Consider the following 17,544-nt stretch of genomic DNA (forward strand, 5'->3'; position numbering starts at 1 on the left):
GGTTCCAGTCGAACCGCGTCCAGCTGGTCGAGCTGGTCGACCCGGCGACCGGCGAGGTGCTCGACTCCCGGTCGGTCTCCTCGTTCAAGGACGGCGTGTACCTGTCCTGGGAGGTCAGCGGCAAGGTCCAGTTCCGCGTCAGCGCCGCCGGCGGCCTCTCGGCCCTCGTCAGCGGGCTGTTCATCGATTGAAGTCCCAGGGCTCCCGCGCCGGTCTCCCCGGCGCGGGAGCCTCCTTCGTTCAGGTGGCGACCGAGTCCCAGCGACGGAGCACGAAGGCGAAGGCGCGCTCGGCGTTGCCCAGGCGTTCCTCGTCCTCGTGATAGATGCTGCCGGCCTCGCGGGTCATCCGGTACGCGGCGTCGGCGAACTGGTCGCGCGCCCCCTGGAGCTGGAAGATCAGCTTCTGGTACTCGTCCCGCCGGGGATGGCTCCCGAGCAGCGCGAACTTGCGGCGGGCGGCGGCGAGCTTCTCGTCGCACGCCTTGAGCCGGGCCTCCAGCTCATGACGCTCGCCGTAATGGTCGCGCACGGGGTAGCTCGGATTCCGAAGGGGGTTGCGGTCGACGGTCGAGGCCACGGGCGAGGCTCCTGATCGGTCTCGGCCCCGGGCCTTCGGGCGGCCGATCCGGGGCGGCTTGCGATTGAGAAGGGGCCGGCCCGCGACGGGGCTCCGCCGGGCGCCGGCCCGCTCATTGTGATCGAAGACGCCGGCCCCCGCCAGAGCGTTCGGCCCGCGGCCCGACCGTCGCGGCGGTGGACGTTTGTGATTTACCGTCGCGTCGGCGGCGATCCATGATATAATCCCGTCCCTGTCGAGGCGTCCGCGTGGCCCTCGCGTCCCGTCGCGCCCCCCCCTCGCCGGAGCCCGCCCCGCCGGATCTCGATGGACCAACGATCGAACAGCCTGCTGCCGGCCGCCTGGATGATCTCCGCCGCGTTCTGCTTCGCGACCATGGGGGCGCTGACGCACGAGGTCGGATCGCGATGCGACTGGCTGCTGATCGCCTTCATCCGGATCTTCGCCACGTTCGTGTTCTCGCTGGCGTTGGCCCTGGCCGGCGGGGTCCGGCTGGTCGTCTGGCGGCCGAGGACGCTGTGGTGGCGGAGCATCTCCGGGACGATCAGCGTCGCCTGCACGTTCTACGCGTTGACGCGGCTCCCCGTCGCCGACGTCCTGACGCTCACCAACACCTATCCGCTCTGGATCGTGCTGACGACGTTCGTCGGCGCCCGGCGCGGCGGGCGCTGGGTCGAGCTGGCATGCGTGGCCTGCGGGATCATGGGCGTCGCGATGATCCAGCAGCCGCACGGGGCGGGGCCGGGGAGCGGCGGGGCGGTCGCGATCGCGCTGCTGGCCTCGGTCACCACGGCCATCGCCATGCTGGGACTCCACCGCCTTAAGGGCGTCGACGCCCGCGCGGTGGTGGCCCACTTCTCCGGGCTCGCCAGCCTGGCGACGGCGCTCTGGCTGGTGCTGGCGCGGCCGGCGGCCGAGATGGTCGCCTCGCTCGACGCCCGATCGTGGATCCTGCTCCTGGGGGTGGGGCTCTCCGGGACCGCCGGCCAGATCCTCCTGACGAAGGCCTACGCCTCCGGACCCCCGGCGAGGATCGCCGTCCTAAGCCTCACGCAGGTCGTCTTCGGTCTGGGGTTCGACATCTTCCTGCAGGATCGCCGTCTGACATTGCCGACCCTCCTCGGTTTCGTCATGGTGCTGGGGCCCACGGCCTGGATCACCTCGCGCGCGGCCCGCTCGCGGCGGGTCGCCCCCCCGGAGCCCTCGCATTCTCGCTCCAGCCTCGGCGGCGTCCCGCCGAAACAAGGTGTGGCGAGCTGATCCAAATCCCCCCGGGGTCGAGGGCGACCATGCGACCGACTGGACATCCGAGCCCGGAATTCGACCGCGTGGTGGCCGGCGCCGGCCGCCCCGACCTGGCGCGCGTCGCCCTGGAGATCGCCGCCGACTTCCACCCTGGTCTGGACATCGACGCTCAGATCGCCCGGATCGACGACCTGGCCGCCCGCGTCCGCCCGCGCTGCCGGCGGGGCTCGCACCCGCTACACACCCTCGGCCAGCTCAACTGGGTGCTGTTCATCGAGGACGGCTACGCCGGCAACTCCGAGGACTACTTCGACCCCCGCAACAGCTTCCTGAACGAGGTGATGGACCGCGGGACGGGGATCCCCATAACCCTCTCCATCCTCTATCAGGCCGTCGCCGAGCGCCTCGGGGTGGATCTGCTCCCGGTCAATTCCCCGGCCCACTTCCTGCTGAGGCTGGACGAGGATCCGCCGACGTTCGTGGACGCCTTCCATCAGGGGGAGCTGCTCGACCTCGACGCCTGCCGCCGCCGGATCGGCGAGTTGACCGGGCGGGCGGGCCCGGTCCCGGCCTCGAAGCTGGCCCCCTGCGACCCCCGGACGGTGGTCGCCCGGATGCTCCGCAACCTCAAGGCCGTCTACGTCGGTCGCGAGGACTTCGCCTCCGCCTACATCGTCCAGGGCAGGCTGGCGGAGATCTCCGAGGATCCGCTCGAGCGTCGCGACCTGGGCATGCTCTGCCTGCAACTCGACCGACCCGGCGAGGCCATCGACCCCCTGGTCGACTACCTCAAGTCCCGCCCCGGCGCCGACGATTCCGAGACCGTCCGGGCCCTCCTCTCCGGAGCCCGGTCGCAGCTCGCCCAGTGGAATTGATCCTGACGAGATCCCGGGAATCCTTAAAGTCGGGCGCGGTCGCCGTCCGAATCGAGGGAATGGAGCCCGTGGCCGCCGCCGATCGGCGAGCGCGCCTCGATTCGCGCCCATGACGCGGCGGAGACTCGTCGCGACGGCCCCCGTCCGATCAGGATCAGGACGATCGGCCCGGAGCATATGGCCGCGCCCGCGCGGCGACCCGCCGAGACGCCCAGGAGGAGGGCCCCGATCATGCGCATCCCCCCCAGCATACTCGGCCTCCTCGCGGTCGTCCCCGGCCTCTGCGTCGTCGGTTGCAGCCAGACCGGCGGCCTCCGCGCCGTCGCCCCGTCCGACGTGAAGACGACCGCCAGCGTGGGCGACAGGTCGCTCCCGGTCGTCGCCGGCCTGCCGGGCGAGGAAGCCCGCGTCGCCGACCCCGCGCCCGGATCGCGCCGCGCCGCCGGCGCGCGGATCTCCGGGCGGGTGTACGACGAGGAAGGGGAGCCCGTGCGCAACGCGGTGGTCCGCCTGGCGATGTCGGGCGCGGCGGGGGGCAAGCTGCTCCACGCCGTCACCGACCGCTCCGGCGCCTTCACCCTTCGCGGCGTCCGGCCCGGATCGACCTACACCGTGATCGCCGAGTACCAGGGCGAGCAGGGGATGATGACCGGCCGCGCCGAGGCCGAGGCCCCCGACGTCGACCTGAGCATCGCCCTCCACCCCCGAGACGCCCAGCCGGGGCAGGGGGGGGCCGTCGCCGCCGCGCCGAAGCGTCCCCGCGTCCGGCCGGTCGCCCAGGGCGACGACCTCGCCTTCGACCCGTATGAGGACGAAGAGCCCCGGGCGCGCTCCAGGTCGGCCCGGCCCATCCGACCCCGCCTGGACGCCAGGCCTGAAGCCTTCGACGCCGAGCCCGAGGGATTCGACGTCGAGCCGACCGCTCCCCCCTCGGATGCCTACGACGACGATGGCGAGAACCCCCTTCCGCCGGCCCGCGAGATCAGCCAGGTGAGCGCCCGCGTGGAAGGGCCGTCGCCGGACGACGAGGCCGACGCGCCCCGCGACCTCCCCGCCAATCTCATCGACGACGGTCGCGAGCCCGCCGGCCCCTCGCCGGCGGCCCCGGCCCGTCAGGAACGCGCCCGCCCCCGATGGACCGACGTCGCGGCGAGGGCCGACGTGGTCCCGCTCGACGAGCAGGTCGCCCAGACCAACGCCGTCCGCCAGGAAGCCGCGCCGCCTGCCGAACCGACGCCGGCCGTCGAGCCGCCGCCGGTCGCCGAGCCGCCGCCGGCCGCCGAGCCCGCCCCGGAGCAACTCGCGGCGACCGAGCCGGCTCCCGCGACGGAATCCGAGCCCGAATCGATGCCCGCTCCCGCTCCCGCCGCCACCCCGGCCCCGACGACGGCCGCGGCCCGCCCGGCCTCGCGGCCCGCCGACCTGGAGGCCCGTCGCAAGGCCCCGTACTGCGAGTACGACGCCGACCAGCGCCAGGTCACGTCGCTCGCCATGCTCGACATCAACGGCAAGAAGGTCTCGCTCCGGGACTTCGACGCCGATCTCATCCTGCTGGACTTCTGGGGCTCGTGGTGCGCCCAGTGCCGCCCGGCGCTGGACCACATGAAGGCGCTGCAATCCCGGCTGGGGGGGAAGAAGCTCCAGGTGGTGAGCATCGCCTACGAGAAGACCCCGAAGGAGACCCGCGCCGAGAAGCTCGCCGAGGTGGCCACCGCCATGGGCCTGAACTTCCCGGTCCTCATGACCGACTTCAGCGACCCCTGCCCGGTCCGCGAGGCGCTGGCGGTCGACGTCTTCCCGACGATGATCCTCCTCGACCGCGAGGGCCGCGTCCTCCGCCGCGAGCGAGGCGCGACCCCCGTCACGCTCGGCAACATCGACCGGGCCATCGCCGACCACTTCGAACGCCTCAACGGCCCCCAGTACGCCCGCCGCGAGGCCCGCGGTCGCGCGACCCGGTGAATGGCGAGATCACCCGCGCGGAACGGTCGTGATCATCCGTTGATGTCAATGCCTTCTCTTGCGAGGGGAGAAGGGAGGGGGGGCTCCCCCGCGTAGAGCGGCACGCGGGGAGGACGGATCGTGGCCCGGATCGTATTTGCCACATTGAAGACGATCCGGGCCCGCCGATCAGAACAGGTTGACGATCTCCCCGCGCTCGTCCACGTCGATGCGTTCGCCGGCCGGGCGGCGGGGGAGGCCGGGCATGCGGCGGATCTCGCCGGTCAGGGCGACGAGGAAGCCGGCGCCGGCGGCGATCTCGACGTCGCGGACGTGCAGGGTGAAGCCCGTCGGGCGGCCGCGGAGCCTGGGATCGTCGGAGAGGGAGTCCTGGGTCTTCGCCACGCAGATCGGGAGTCGGTCGTAGCCGTGCGCGGCGGCCTTCTTCAGCTTCTGTTCCGCGGCCTGCTGGATGTTCACGCCGGCGGCGCCGTAGATCGCGGTGGCGATCCGCTCGATCTTCTCCTCGACGGGCCAGTCCAGCGCGTAGAGCGGGCGATACGGGGTCTCGGGGCCGGATGCCGCCTCGACGACCTTCTCGGCCAGGTCGACCGCCCCCGCGCCGCCGGCGCCGAAGACGTCGGCGGCGGAGCAGGGGATGTTGCGAGTCGCGCAGAAGTCCGCGACGACCTTCAACTCGTCGGGCGTGTCGGCCCCGAACTGGTTGATGGCCACGACGATCGGCTTGTCGAAATATTTCGCCGCGTCGATGTGCGCCTCCAGGTTGCACAGCCCGCGCCCGACGGCCGCGGGGTCGGGCGTCGCGATCTCGGAGAGCGGGACGCCGCCGTGCATCTTGAGCGCCCGGATCGTCGCGACGAGCACGATGGCCGCCGGGTTCAGGCCGGCCGAGCGGCACTTGAGGTCCAGGAACTTCTCGCCCCCGAGGTCGAAGGCGAAGCCGGCCTCGGTGATGGCGTAGTCGGCCGTGGCCATCGCCATGCGGGTCGCCAGGACGGAATTGCAGCCGTGGGCGATGTTGGCGAACGGCCCGCCGTGGATGAACGCCGGGGTCGACTCGCGCGTCTGCACCAGGTTGGGCAGCAGCGCGTCCTTGAGGATCGCCGTCATCGACCCGGTCATGCCGAGCGTCTTCGCCAGGACGGGGGAGCCGTCGCCGGCGTAGCCGACCAGGATGCGGTCGAGCCGCTCGCGCAGGTCGGGCAGCGACTCGGACAGGCAGAGGATGGCCATGATCTCGCTGGCGGCCGTGATGTCGAAACCGCTCTCGCGCGGGACCCCCTGCGAGGGCCCGCCCAGGCCGATGACGATCCGCCGCAGCGAGCGGTCGTTCATGTCGAGCGCCCGCTTCCAGAGGATGCGGGTCGGGTCGAGGTCCAGGTCGCGGAAGTAGAGGCGGTTGTCGATGGCCGCGGCGAGCAGGTTGTTCGCCGCGGTGATCGCGTGGAAGTCGCCCGTGAATTGGAGGTTGATCGTGTCCGACGGCTCGACGCGGCTCATGCCGCCGCCGGTCGCCCCCCCCTTGCGGCCGAAGACCGGGCCCATCGACGGCTGCCGGAGCGCCAGCGCGGCGCGACGGCCGATCCGCTTCATCCCCTGCGCCAGGCCGATCGACGTGGTCGTCTTCCCTTCGCCGGCCGGGGTGGGGGTGATCGCGGATACGAGGATCAGCTTGCCCGGCTTCCGCCCGGACTTCAGGGCGTCGAGGTGGACCTTCGCCTTGTCGCGGCCGTACGGCTCCAGCAGGTCCGGCCCGATGTCCAGGTCTCGGGCCACTTCGACGATCGGTCGCAAGGCGGTCGGGGTCGCGGTCATCGGCGTCGGGTCCTTCGGGAGCGGGGTCGATGGGTCCGAGAATCTTGCCAGAATCGCGGCGGGCGCGGCAAGCCGGGTGTCGCGCGTAATGGCGTCGTCAGGGTTCGCCCGCCTGGGACGATCCGGGCTGGCCGGGGACCATCCGGTGCCGCCCGACAAGTCGCCAGCGTCGCAGGCTCGGCGGCGCGGCCAGCGCAATGAACAAGGTGGCCGCGATCGCCGTCGGGCCCACCGCCTCCAGGGGAAAGTCTCGCCAGACCCCCACCAGCAGCATTGCCGTGGGGACCATCACGGTGAGCGCCGGGCCGACGAACACCACGTCGTATCCGGGGATGATCCACCGCAGCGTCCGGAATCGCCCCCACATCGTCATGGGAGGCAGGTAGGAGTTCGTGTAGATCGTGAGGCGGACCAGGCCGGAGATCGCGGCGAGGGCGGGGACTCCCACGCCCAGAAGCGTTCGAAAACGGTCTCCCGCGAAGAAGATCGGCCCGACGCAGGCCGCCCACCAGCCCGCCAGCAGGCCCCACGCCATGGCGTCGACGAGCCGGACGCGGCCGTGCATCGGGATCCGCTCCAGGCTCAACGCGGCGATCTCCGACGCGCTCATCGCGGGGGGCCGCTCCCCCTCCGGGGCACCGGCCGGTTCGCGCAGGAGGCGTTCGTAGGGCCAGCCGCATTCGGCCTTCGCCGGGTCGAAGTTCGCGAGATCGTTAACCGTCTTCTCGTCGCCCGGCTCGGGGAACCTGGCGAGCGTCAGCCGAAGCCCGTCGTACACGATCAAATAGACGACCACCCCCGTCGTCGCGCAAGCCCAGGGGAGGTGCCAGAGCTTCAACATCAGCCCCAGGCCGAACAGGGCGGCGTACGCCGGGACGTGGTTCGCCGCCCCCCGGATCGTGGGGACGAGCGCCAGGCAGTGGAGGAAGAAGAACAGCGCCAGGAGCCGCGCCGATTGGTGATCGGGGAAGGCCCCGTTCACGGCGATGAACGCCCCGAGGATCACGGCGTCCGGCCAGTCCAGCTCGATCGGCCCGAAGGGCAGGGGCCGGTCGACCGTCCACGGCGTGGTCGCCAGCCAGGCGCGGTAGCCGGAGAAGGTGTAGGGGACGTTGCGCCGGGCCCGGACGACCGCGTACCACGCCAGCGTCATGTTCAGGATCAGGCCGCCGGGGAGGTGGACGTCCGGCTCGCGGACGCCCAGCCACCAGAACAGCCATTCGAGGAACAGGACCGCGATCAGCGCCGGGACGACCACCCGAGTGTAGAGCCGATCGGGGCGGAACCTTCGCCAGGCGGGGGCCGCGGTCATCGCGGATAGTCCTGGAAATACTCGGCGAGCTTCCGCGTGGTCTCGGGGAAGATCAGGCGTTCGAGCACGTCCCCCAGCGAGCCCCGGCATTGCGTGAGACGCTGGAGGTCGTCGAGCGAGCCCTCGGCCAGGATCCGTCCCTCCTGGAGGATTATGATCCGGGTGGCGATCTCCTCGACCAGCTCGGGGACGGGGCTGGTCATCACGATCGTCAAGTTCTTGCGCCGGGCGTGATGCTGGAACACCTTCTTGAGCGTCAGCAAGCCCGCCGGGTCGAGGCCGCCGGAGAATGGCTCGTCCAGCAGGAGGATGGGGGCCTCGGTGATGAGGGCCGAGCAGAGGGCGACCTTCTTCTTCTGCCCGGTGGAGTATCCCGAGATCGGGCTCTCGCCCTTTTCCTTGAGGTCGAACAGGTCGAGCAGTTGATCGGCGTGCTCCATCACGCGCTCGGCGTCCACGCCGTACAGGCGGCCGACGGCCAGCAAGTATTCCCGGCCGGTGAGGTGCTGGGGCGTCCAGAGGTTGTCCGGGAGGTAGACGCAGCGGCGACGGATCGCCAGCTCCTCGTCCGGGTCGCGCTTGCGGACCAGGCCGTCGATGACGACCTCCCCGCGCTGGGGCGATAGCACGCCGGCCATCACCCCCAGCAGCGTCGACTTCCCCATCCCGTTCGGCCCGAGGATCACCGCCAGCTCCCCGCGCTCCACGCGCAGGCTCACCGACCGGATCACCGGACGGACGCCGTAGTGCTGCGTGACGTCTCGCAGTTCGATCAAGGGGCGCTCCGGTCGGGATGGGGCTTCGGGGACGGGGTCAAGCCGAGGGCGCTTGGGGGGGCGAGCGATGAACGGCCTTCCCCCCTGGAGGGGGACGGTGGCCCGAAGGGCCGGATGAGGGGGGGACGAGCGAGTCGACCTCCGGAGTTCCGAGGGGCTCTCCGTGGCCGTCGGCCGGGATGGGGGTCGCGAAATCCGGGGCTCCCCGGGCAGCTCCCCCTCATCTGACTCCTTCGGAGTCTGTCTTCCCCCTCCAGGGGGGAAGATCGTTCCCAACCTCACCCTCGCGCGTCACTTCAGGTACTTCGCCAGCCAGTCGTGCATCTCGCGCCACCAGACGATCCGGTTGGCCGGCTTGAGGATCCAGTGGCCTTCGTCGGGGAACCAGACGTAGCGGCTGGGGACGCCGACGCGGCGCAGGGACGTGAACATGCCGAGCCCCTGCGCGTCGGGGACGCGGAAGTCGAGCGCGCCGTGGATCACCAGGGTCGGCGTCTTGAACTTGTCCGCGAACAGGCTGGGGGAGCGGTCGAGGTAGTGTTGGAGCTCCTTCCACGGGGGGCCGCCGTACTCCCAGTCGGGGAACCACAGCTCCTCGGTCGTGCCGTACATGCTCACCAGGTCGAAGACGCCCGCGTGGCTGATGAGGGCCTTGAAGCGATCGGTCTGGCCGCAGATCCAGTTGACCATGTACCCGCCGAAGGAGCCGCCGGCCGCGGCGAGCTTCTTACCGTCCAGGAAGTCATACTTCCCGAGGGCGTGGTCGAGCCCCGCCATGAGGTCGTCGTACACCTTGCCGGTCCAGTCGCGGCTGATCTCGTCGGTGAACTTCTGGCCGAAGCCGGTCGAGCCGCGCGGGTTGATCGCCACCAGCGCGTAGCCGGGGGCCGAGAACAGGGCGTAGTTCCAGCGCGCGTGCCACTCATCGTGCCAGGCGCCCTGGGGGCCGCCGTGGATCAGGAAGAGGACCGGGTATTTCTTGCCCGCCTCGAACCCCGGCGGCTTCATCAGCCACCCCTGGACCTCGTCGCCGCCGGCGCCCTTGAAGGTGAACGACTCCATCGGCGCCAGGTCGAGCTGGGAGAGCAGGGGGGCGTTGTGCGAGGTCAACGCGCGGGCCTCCTCGCCGGCCTTCCTGTAATGGATCTCGGCCGGGCGATCGGCCGCGTGGTGGACGAAGGCGATCGCCTCCCCCTCCGGGCCCACGGAGACGCCGGTGTTCACCCCCTCCGTCGCCAGGCGCTCGACCTTGGAGCCGTCGCCGCCGATCGGCAGGACGACGACCGGCACGCGCCCGCCGTCGTCGATCGAGGCGACCACCGTGCCCGCGTCCTTCCACGCGAAGCCCTGGACGGGCCGGTCGAGGAACGAGCTGACGTCCCGGGTCTCGCCGGTCGCCAGGTCGCGGACGCGCAAGACCCACAGGTCGGCCTCGAACCCCGGGCGCGACTGGCTGATGTACGCCATATGCTTGCCGTCGGGCGAGAACGACGGCGACGCGTCGGCCGCCTCGTTGGCCGCGGTCAAGTTCTCCGGCTCGCCGCCGCCGACGGGGACCCGCCAGATGTCCGTGTTGGTGGACCAGGCCCGGTCCTTCGTCGGCTCGGCGGTGAAGGCGAGGGACTGGCCGTCGGCCGACCAGGCGTAGTCGCTGGAGCCGCCGAACGGGGCGGGGGGGGTGTTGACCGCGAGCTTCGGCGTCAGGTCGACGGCCTCGCCGGTCTTCGCGTCGGCGACGAACAGGTGGCTCCGCTTGCCCGAGTCCCATTCGCTCCAGTGACGGACCATCAGGTCGTCATAGACGCGGACCTTGCTCTTGGCCTCCTCCTTCTCCTTGTCTTTCGCCGCGGTCTCCTCGGGGGTCGTCCCCGGATAGACCTGGGCGGCGAAGGCGATCCTGTCCCCCTTGGGAGACCAGACCGGGCCGTCGACGTCGATCGGCAGCTTCGTGAGCTGGCGCGCCTCGCCGCCGTCGATCGGCAGCAGCCAGACTTGCGACGAGCCGCCGCGCGAGGAGACGAACGCGATCGTCTTGCCGTCGGGGCTCCAGCGCGGGTGATTGTTCGCCCCGGGCGCGGAGGTGAGCTTCGTCGGCTCGCCGCCGGCCGTCGGGACCAGCCACAGGCTGCTGTTGGACTTGCCGGCGTCCTTGTCGACCTCGCTGACGACGTACGCGACGCGCGAGCCGTCGGGGGAGAGCTGCGGGTCTCCCACGGACTTCACGGCCAGCAGGTCGTCGGTCGTCATCGGCCGCTTCGCCTCGGCCGCCCCCGCGAGTGTCGTAGCCACGACGGCCCCCATGATCCAGCGGTTTCTCATGCGAATCCTCCCTTGCGCGTCGTTCGCCGCGTCAGACCCGGCCGTGGGACAGCCTCACCAGGATCGGCGTGAGCGCCAGCAGGAGCACGCCGGAGCCCAGGGCCATCACCCCCAGCACGATCCAGAGGTTGAGTTTGTAGGGCTCGATGATGGACTCCATCATGCCGGCGAGGTAGTTGGCCGCCGCGGTGCTCCCGAACCAGAACGCCATCATCAGCGAGGCGATCCGGGGGTGGGCCAGCTTGTTCACCAACGACAGGCCGATCGGCGAGAGGAACAGTTCGGCGATCGTGAATATCAGGTAGACGCCGATCAGCCAGAAGGGGGAGACCGGCCCCGTCGCCCCGGCGCGGTCGGCCGCGTACATCAGCCAGAATCCCCCGCTCAGCAGGATCAGTCCGAGGGCCTGCTTCGCCACCGACGGGATGGAGTACCGGCTCTGGTCCAACCTGGTCCAGACGATCGCGAAGATCGGCGCCAGCGAGACGATGAAGACGGGGTTCACGGTCTGGAACCACGACGCCGGGATCTCGTAGCCGAAGGCATGCCGATCCGTCCGCTCGTCGGCGAACAGGGTGAGAGTCCCGCCCGACTGCTCGAAGCCGGCCCAGAAGAGGATCGAGAACAGGCTGATGACCACGATCACGGCGACACGCTGCCAGTCCTCGCTGGTGAACGGCTCGCGCAGCTCCGCCGACTCGGCGTCGGCCTTCGGCTCGGTCGCCCAGACGAACAGGGCCAGGCCCCCGAGGATGATCGTCCCCTTGTACAGCACCGCCAGGGCCGTCGACGTCTCGGTGAAGCCCGGCGCCCACAGCGGCCGGATCGTCGGCCAGCCCGCGATCCCGCCGTACACCAGCGCCGCGATGATCGCCGAGAACGCGCCGACCTCGACCCAGTCGCGCGTCGAGATCGTCGCTCCCGGCCTGGCCTCGCGCCCCGGCGGCAGGCCGGCGCCCTGGAGGAGCCGCTGGGTGAAGGCGAACGTCAGCACGCCCAGGACCATGCCGATCCCCGCGCTGAGGAACCCGTTCCCCCAGTCGGTGCCCTGGCCGAGCGAACCGGCGATGAGCGGCGCCATCAAGCCGCCCAGGTTGATGCCCATGTAGAACAGCGTGTAGGCGCCGTCGCGGCGGGGGTCCCCCTGCGGGTAGAGCGAGCCGACCATGACGGAGATGTTCGGCTTGAAGAACCCGTTGCCGACGATCAGCAGGCCGAGCCCCAGGTGGAGCAGGTCCGGCTGGGTCAGGGCGAACTGGCCCAGCGCCATCAGGATGCCTCCGATCAGCACCGCCTTGCGCTGGCCCAGGTAGAGGTCCGCCAGCCGCCCGCCGAACACGGGCGTGAGGTAGACCAGCCCCGTGAAGACCGCGTAGAGGGCCAGCGCGTCCTTGCGCTCGTACCCCAGGGCCTTGCCGACGTACAGGACCAGCAGCGCCCGCATGCCGTAGTAGCTGAACCGCTCCCACATCTCGGCGGTGAACAGGGCGTAGAGGCCGGGCGGGTGGCCCTCGGCCCTCGGCGGCGGGGTCTCGTCCCGCGGGCTCAAGGCGGGGTCGACGGGCTGCGACATGCGGGGCTCCTCGGCGCAAAGGGGATCGAGCCGGCCGGGCGCGACGCGGCCCGGGGCTTCTCGGGCCCGAACAGATTAATCGAACCCGCTCCGGATCCCAAGGGGCGCGGAGCGCGACCTGGATTCGCCCGAGCGTGAAACGCGCGTCCCCTCTCCCGGCGGGAGAGGGTGGCCCGAAGGGCCGGGTGAGGGACGTCGGATTGTAGAGGCGGCCGCGGTTCATGGTTTCCGCGCGCCGACATGCCTCCCGAAATCCGACGACCCTCACCCGCCGCTGGCGAGGCTGCCCTCTCCCGGGGCGGAAGGGGGAAGAATCCAGCGCCATCGTTCCCGTTCAGCGCGGCGGCGGGACGGCCTTCCCCTCGCAATCTTCCTCCAGCCAGTCCAGGATCCAGGGCATGCTGACGACCGGGCCGGGGTCGGCGAAGAGGAGCGGGGCGCGGATCAGCTCGGCGTGGTTGGCTTGCAGGACCACGGGCTCGGGGGCGCCAGGGAGTCTCGTGGCCTCGACCGAGACGGCGCCGTCGCCGGTGCCGTCGGTCAGCTCGTCCAGGATCGGGGTCAGGTCGCCGAGCGTCGCCCGGGTCAGCAGGGCCAGCGGCCCGGCGCTCTGGCTCAGGAGTTCGATCCGGTCCTCGATCCGCTTCCTCGCGTCGAGCGTGAGCAGGCCGATGTCGCCGGCGAGGATGCGATAGGGCACGGCCTCGTTGCGCGGCCGGGCGTTGATCTTCTCCAGGAACGGGCTGCCGGGGAGCATGTCGTCGGCCGATCGCCCGGGCTCCTCGGCCAGCTCGGCGAGGGCCTGCGTCGTCTTCCCTTGCTTCACGGCGGCGAACTTGCGGATCGTCTGGAGCACCGGCTGCAACCGCGCGACGTGCGACCCCCGGTTCACCGGAGCGATCAGGATCAGGGAGTCCACGTCCCCCGCCTCGCGCCCCGGGCCTTCAATATAGGAGCGCGCGACCAGGGCCCCCATCGAGTGGGCCAGGACCGCCCACGGCCGTCGCTCGCCGACCCGCTCCCGGAACGCCTCCCAGTCGGCCCGGAACTCGTCGCTCGACTGGTCCAGTCCCTGGCCGTACGGGTAGTCGTACACCACGATCCCGTATCCGGCGTCCTCCAGGTGCGGGATCATGTGGGCGAACCCCTCCGACGACGAGTTCAGCCCGTGGACCAGGCAGACCGTCGGGCGCGACGGGTCATTGGGCCGATAGGACGGGCGGGCCCGCATCGCGTGACGTGACTTCCGTTCGGCGGCCTCCTCGGTCCGCGACGCGAGCCCTTCCAGCCGCTCGCGCCACTCCCGCCGCGACTCCCCCCGGCCGAGTCCCGGCGACAGGAGGAACGCGACGGCGTCCGGTTCGAACCGGATCTCCACGTCGTCCCCCAGGCATTCCCGCAGCAGCGTCCGCCCCAGCGCCCCGGGAAGCCCGCGCACCGACAAGGTCAGGTCGAGCGCCGGGGGCTTGATGTCCTGGCCGGTCGCGCCGGAGAGGGCCTCGACGATCCTCGACACCGCCACGCCCCCGTCGGGGTCGACCGGGACCTCCACGCGGAGCCTGTCCGCCCCCAGCAGGGGGGGGAGCAGGCAGAGCCAGAGCCAAGTAACGCGACGGGCCATGCGCGTGTCCTCCGGGTTGACGTCCATCTCCCGCCCAGCATGACGACCGCCCCCGGGGCGATCAAGTCGACCCGATCGTTGCACGTCCCGGACCGCCCCCGTACCATGAGGCCCGGCCGACGCCGGCCCCTCCTCTCCGAACCGGTCCCGCCCCCTCCTCCTCGGGAGTCCCCATCGATGGCGACGAAGCCGTTCGTCCCGGCCCTCACCGGGCTCTGGCTGGCCCTCGCGCCCTGGATCGCCCAGGCCGCGACCTACCCGCAGCTCGTCGCGACGAAGTACGAGCAGGGCGCGGCCCTCCCCGAGGGGGTCGCGCGGCCCGAGCCCAATTTCGACGACGTGGACCGCTCCAAGCTCCCGGAAGGGGCGCGGATCCTCTCCGCGGCGCGGTCGGCGAGCGGCCGGCTCTGGGTCGTCACCGACGCCGGCCCGTTCCGGTCGACGCCCGACGGCTTCGAGCCCCTTGAGGTCGGCCCGCGCCATCCCGAGCCGGGGCAGCCGGAGGTCCACTGGAACACGAAGGTCCAGATCGTGACGGCCGACCCCCTGGGGACGATCTGGGTGGGGACCGATCGCGGCGTCTTCCTCTGCGACGGCGAGCAATGGTGGCAGAAGCTCGGCGGGGGAGACGGCGTCCCGTACGAGGACGCGCGGCACATCCACCTGGCCCCCAATGGCGACGTCTGGGCCGCGACCCCCGCCGGCGTCTGGCGGCTCCGCGACGGCCAGTTCCGCTACTTCGCCGGCAAACGCTGGCTCCCCGACGACGACGCCCAGGCCGTCTGGACCGACGACAAGGGCCGCGCGTGGGTCGCCACCAGGACCGGGACGTCCTGCATCGAGGACCGGCCCACGACCCTCGCCGAGAAGGCCGCCCACTTCGAGCGGATCGTCCGCGAGCGTCACGACCGCCGGGGCTACATCGCTTCGCTCCACCTGAGAGCGCCGGGCGACCTGACCGATCCGACTTTCCACGTCAGCGACAACGACGGCCTCTGGACCGCCATGTACGTCGGCGCCCAGGCCCTCCGATACGGGGCGACGAAGGATCCCGCCGCTCGCGCCGCCGCGAAGAAGTCGATGGACGCGCTCCTCGACCTGGAACGCCTGTCCGGCATCCCCGGGTTCCCCGCGCGGGCCGTGGTGACCGACGAGGAGGTCGAGGCCGGCGTGAGGGGCTTCAGCACGACCGCCAAGGTCCACGCCGTCGGCGTGGACGCCAAGGTCTGGTACCGCTCTCCCGCCGTCCCCGGCCTCTGGTGCAAGGGGGACACCAGCAGCGACGAGCTGGACGGCCACTACTTCGCCTGGTACCTCTACCACGACCTCGTCGCCGACGAGGCCGAGAAGGCCGAGATCGCCGCCGTCGTCCGCCGCGTCACCGACTGGATCCTCGCCAACAACCTCACTCTCGTCGACCACACCGGCGAGAAGACCCGCTGGGGCGTCTGGTCGCCGGAGCTGATCAACAAGCACCCGCTGTTTTACGACCTGCGCCCGCTGAACTCGATCGAGATCCTGATGTTCCTGAAGGTCGCGGGGCACATCACCGGCGACCCCAAGTACGCCGAGGTCGCCGACGGGCTCATCAAGGATCATCACTACCTGCTGAACTCCCTCATGATGCGCCGGGCCGAGGGGCGCAACTGGCCCGACATCAACCACTCCGACGACGAATTGCTGTACCTGGCGTACTACCCGCTCCTGATTCTGGAGAAGGACCCGGCGAAGCGCCGGATCCTGGTGCAGAGCATCGCCCGGACCTGGGAGCCGATCCACGGCGAGCAGACGATCCGCGCCGAGCGCAGCCCGTTCTACAACTTCGTCTACGGGGCGACCACCGGCCGCCGTTGCGACGTGGAGGACGCCCGCGAGACGCTCCGAGACTGGCCCTGGGACCTCGTCTCCTGGACGACCAGGAACTCGCACCGCCACGACGTCCGCCCGCGTCACGAGCCGGGCGTCCGGCGGATCAACACCACGCTCGACCGCGTCCTCTCGCCGGCCGAGCGGACCCAGGCCCGCTGGAACGCCAACCCCTGGCGGCCCGACTGGGGGGACGACGGTCGCGAGGAGGCCGACGGCGTCGCCTTCACCCTGGGTTACTGGATGGGCGTGCATCACGGATTCCTCTCGCCGGACGAGTGAAGCGCCGGGGGCGACGGCCGGCGGCCCACTCGGGATCCGACCTGGCACTGTCATTGCACGGTGAGGACGACCCGCACGGGATCGTCGCGACGCTCCCTCGCGCCGCACGTTGCGGCCGGGCATGGATGGAGCCGTCGTGGTCCCGTCAGAGGACCGACCATGACTCGCACCTTCGTTCGAACCCTACTGACGGTCTCCCTGGTCGTCGGCGTCTGGGCGGCCACGTCGGAGGCCTGCCATAAGAAGCGTCGAGCCGTGCAAACCACCTGCGTCCCGGCCTACTCCCACGCGGGCTACGCCTCGCCGGCCGCCACGGGCTATCACGGCCCCGCGGTCAACTACGCCGCGCCCCAGGCGTACTCCGGCGGCGGCTACCCCGGCGGGGGCTACGCCATGCCCACCTCGTACGGCGCTCCGGCCGGCTACGGCTATCCGGGGGAGTTGCCCGGTTATCCTAGCGGCGTGTACAACTCTCCCGGCCAGGGCTATGGATTCGGCTTCGGCCGGCCCATGTACAACCCCGGCGGCTTCGGCGGCCCGGCGTCCGGGCTTGGAGTGCGGCCCGGCATGGGCTTCGGCGGCCTCGGCCGGGGACGCTGACGGGCATGGGACCGTCACCCTCCCGAACCGACATCTCCAACACCATCACACGGACGGAGGTGTTGGAGGAGGCCCATGCGTCGCCGACAGGGGCGAGGCCGGAGCGTTCGAACGTCCGATAATGGGTCTTATGTTCGATTCCGGCGGCCGGACGGCTTCCGCGAGCCCTTCGGGCTTCGGGACCGTCCCGGTCGCCCCGATCCTCGCACGGAGCGCCTCGTGATCCACCAGCAGAGTTTGACGGTCCCCACGCGCGGGCGAGGGACGATCGAGATCACCTCGGAGGTCGAGCGGATCGTCGCCGCGTCAGGGGTCCGGGTCGGGCTGTGCAACGTCTTCGTCCGCCACACGAGCGCGTCGCTGATCGTCTGCGAGAACGCCGACCCCAGCGTCCGCCAGGATCTCGAACGCTTCGCCGCGCGGCTGGTCCCGGACGGCGACCCGATCTTCCGGCACACGCTCGAAGGCCCCGACGACATGCCGGCCCACGTCCGGTCGATCCTGACCCAGACGGCGCTCACGATCCCCGTCGCCGAAGGCGCCCCGGCGCTGGGGACCTGGCAGGGGGTCTTCCTGTGGGAGCACCGGACCCACCCGCACCGGCGGTCGGTGATCGTGACGGTCACGGGCGAGGCCTGACGATAGGCCCAATGTTCGAAATGAGACGGCCGCCCCCACGAACATACCCGGGGGGGCCAGTCGAGGGGGCGGCCGTCTCA

14 protein-coding genes are annotated in these 17,544 nt (G+C 71.1%); 7 read left to right on the forward strand and 7 right to left on the reverse strand.

All coding sequences use genetic code 11. From position 1 onward, the window contains the following. The coding region (locus WG209_RS24820) for a hypothetical protein (RefSeq protein WP_337177804.1) at positions 1–191 on the forward strand (191 nt) is incomplete at its 5' end. 49 nt (positions 192–240) lie between these two features. Here WG209_RS24820 and WG209_RS24825 read toward each other — a convergent pair. Then, positions 241–579 carry a hypothetical protein gene (locus WG209_RS24825; protein WP_337177805.1) on the reverse strand — a complete coding sequence of 113 codons (339 nt, stop codon included), beginning with the start codon at positions 577–579 and terminating at the stop codon, positions 241–243. Positions 580–885: 306 nt separating this feature from the next. Here WG209_RS24825 and WG209_RS24830 point away from each other — a divergent pair, with 306 nt between their 5' ends. The 3 genes from WG209_RS24830 (at position 886) to WG209_RS24840 (ending at position 4,661) form a co-directional block, all read left to right on the forward strand. Then, entirely contained in the window at positions 886–1,839 is a 954-nt protein-coding gene (locus WG209_RS24830) for a DMT family transporter (protein WP_337177806.1), read from the forward strand. A 29-nt stretch (positions 1,840–1,868) separates the two neighbouring features. Then, the gene (locus WG209_RS24835; RefSeq protein ID WP_337177807.1) at positions 1,869–2,699 is read left to right on the forward strand and encodes a transglutaminase-like domain-containing protein; all 831 of its coding nucleotides are present in this window, start codon (positions 1,869–1,871) and stop codon (positions 2,697–2,699) included. 231 nt (positions 2,700–2,930) lie between these two features. Further along, positions 2,931–4,661, forward strand: a complete 1,731-nt coding sequence (locus WG209_RS24840) for a carboxypeptidase regulatory-like domain-containing protein (protein ID WP_337177808.1) — start codon at positions 2,931–2,933, stop codon at positions 4,659–4,661. Positions 4,662–4,829: 168 nt separating this feature from the next. Here the strand turns inward: WG209_RS24840 and WG209_RS24845 are convergent, their stop codons facing one another. The 6 genes from WG209_RS24845 to WG209_RS24870 form a co-directional block, all read right to left on the reverse strand. After that, positions 4,830–6,476 carry a formate--tetrahydrofolate ligase gene (locus tag WG209_RS24845; protein ID WP_337177809.1) on the reverse strand — a complete coding sequence of 549 codons (1,647 nt, stop codon included), beginning with the start codon at positions 6,474–6,476 and terminating at the stop codon, positions 4,830–4,832. Between the two features lie 97 nt (positions 6,477–6,573). Then, the gene (locus WG209_RS24850; protein ID WP_337177810.1) at positions 6,574–7,788 is read right to left on the reverse strand and encodes a hypothetical protein; all 1,215 of its coding nucleotides are present in this window, start codon (positions 7,786–7,788) and stop codon (positions 6,574–6,576) included. Continuing rightward, on the reverse strand, positions 7,785–8,564 hold the full coding sequence (locus WG209_RS24855) for an ABC transporter ATP-binding protein (protein WP_337177811.1): 780 nt from the start codon (positions 8,562–8,564) through the stop codon (positions 7,785–7,787). Before WG209_RS24855 ends, WG209_RS24850 begins: the two co-directional genes overlap by 4 nt. Positions 8,565–8,855: 291 nt before the next feature. Further along, the gene (locus WG209_RS24860; RefSeq protein ID WP_337177812.1) at positions 8,856–10,883 is read right to left on the reverse strand and encodes a S9 family peptidase; all 2,028 of its coding nucleotides are present in this window, start codon (positions 10,881–10,883) and stop codon (positions 8,856–8,858) included. A 31-nt stretch (positions 10,884–10,914) separates the two neighbouring features. Then, positions 10,915–12,456, reverse strand: a complete 1,542-nt coding sequence (locus WG209_RS24865) for a peptide MFS transporter (RefSeq protein WP_337177813.1) — start codon at positions 12,454–12,456, stop codon at positions 10,915–10,917. Between the two features lie 334 nt (positions 12,457–12,790). Continuing rightward, on the reverse strand, positions 12,791–14,077 hold the full coding sequence (locus WG209_RS24870) for an alpha/beta fold hydrolase (protein WP_337177814.1): 1,287 nt from the start codon (positions 14,075–14,077) through the stop codon (positions 12,791–12,793). A 177-nt stretch (positions 14,078–14,254) separates the two neighbouring features. Here WG209_RS24870 and WG209_RS24875 point away from each other — a divergent pair, with 177 nt between their 5' ends. The 3 genes from WG209_RS24875 to WG209_RS24885 all read left to right on the forward strand — a co-directional run bounded on the left by WG209_RS24875 (position 14,255) and on the right by WG209_RS24885 (position 17,464). Beyond that, positions 14,255–16,225: a hypothetical protein gene (locus tag WG209_RS24875; RefSeq protein WP_337177815.1), complete on the forward strand. Its 1,971-nt coding sequence runs from the start codon at positions 14,255–14,257 to the stop codon at positions 16,223–16,225. A 159-nt stretch (positions 16,226–16,384) separates the two neighbouring features. Next, on the forward strand, positions 16,385–16,825 hold the full coding sequence (locus tag WG209_RS24880; protein WP_337177816.1) for a hypothetical protein: 441 nt from the start codon (positions 16,385–16,387) through the stop codon (positions 16,823–16,825). A 219-nt stretch (positions 16,826–17,044) separates the two neighbouring features. Beyond that, positions 17,045–17,464 carry a secondary thiamine-phosphate synthase enzyme YjbQ gene (locus WG209_RS24885; RefSeq protein ID WP_337177817.1) on the forward strand — a complete coding sequence of 140 codons (420 nt, stop codon included), beginning with the start codon at positions 17,045–17,047 and terminating at the stop codon, positions 17,462–17,464. Positions 17,465–17,544: the final 80 nt, after the last annotated feature.

The organism is Paludisphaera sp. (assembly GCF_037189885.1).
Taxonomy (GTDB): Bacteria; Planctomycetota; Planctomycetia; order Isosphaerales; family Isosphaeraceae; genus Paludisphaera.

What these genes read in the sequence shown, in the direction of transcription:
- WG209_RS24830 (WP_337177806.1), top strand. Translation starts at nt 886, where the DNA reads ATGGACCAACGATCGAACAGCCTGCTGCCGGCCGCCTGGATGATCTCC.
- WG209_RS24835 (WP_337177807.1), top strand. Translation starts at nt 1,869, where the DNA reads ATGCGACCGACTGGACATCCGAGCCCGGAATTCGACCGCGTGGTGGCC.
- WG209_RS24840 (WP_337177808.1), top strand. Translation starts at nt 2,931, where the DNA reads ATGCGCATCCCCCCCAGCATACTCGGCCTCCTCGCGGTCGTCCCCGGC.
- WG209_RS24845 (WP_337177809.1), bottom strand. Translation starts at nt 6,476, where the DNA reads ATGACCGCGACCCCGACCGCCTTGCGACCGATCGTCGAAGTGGCCCGA.
- WG209_RS24850 (WP_337177810.1), bottom strand. Translation starts at nt 7,788, where the DNA reads ATGACCGCGGCCCCCGCCTGGCGAAGGTTCCGCCCCGATCGGCTCTAC.
- WG209_RS24860 (WP_337177812.1), bottom strand. Translation starts at nt 10,883, where the DNA reads ATGAGAAACCGCTGGATCATGGGGGCCGTCGTGGCTACGACACTCGCG.
- WG209_RS24865 (WP_337177813.1), bottom strand. Translation starts at nt 12,456, where the DNA reads ATGTCGCAGCCCGTCGACCCCGCCTTGAGCCCGCGGGACGAGACCCCG.
- WG209_RS24870 (WP_337177814.1), bottom strand. Translation starts at nt 14,077, where the DNA reads ATGGCCCGTCGCGTTACTTGGCTCTGGCTCTGCCTGCTCCCCCCCCTG.
- WG209_RS24875 (WP_337177815.1), top strand. Translation starts at nt 14,255, where the DNA reads ATGGCGACGAAGCCGTTCGTCCCGGCCCTCACCGGGCTCTGGCTGGCC.
- WG209_RS24880 (WP_337177816.1), top strand. Translation starts at nt 16,385, where the DNA reads ATGACTCGCACCTTCGTTCGAACCCTACTGACGGTCTCCCTGGTCGTC.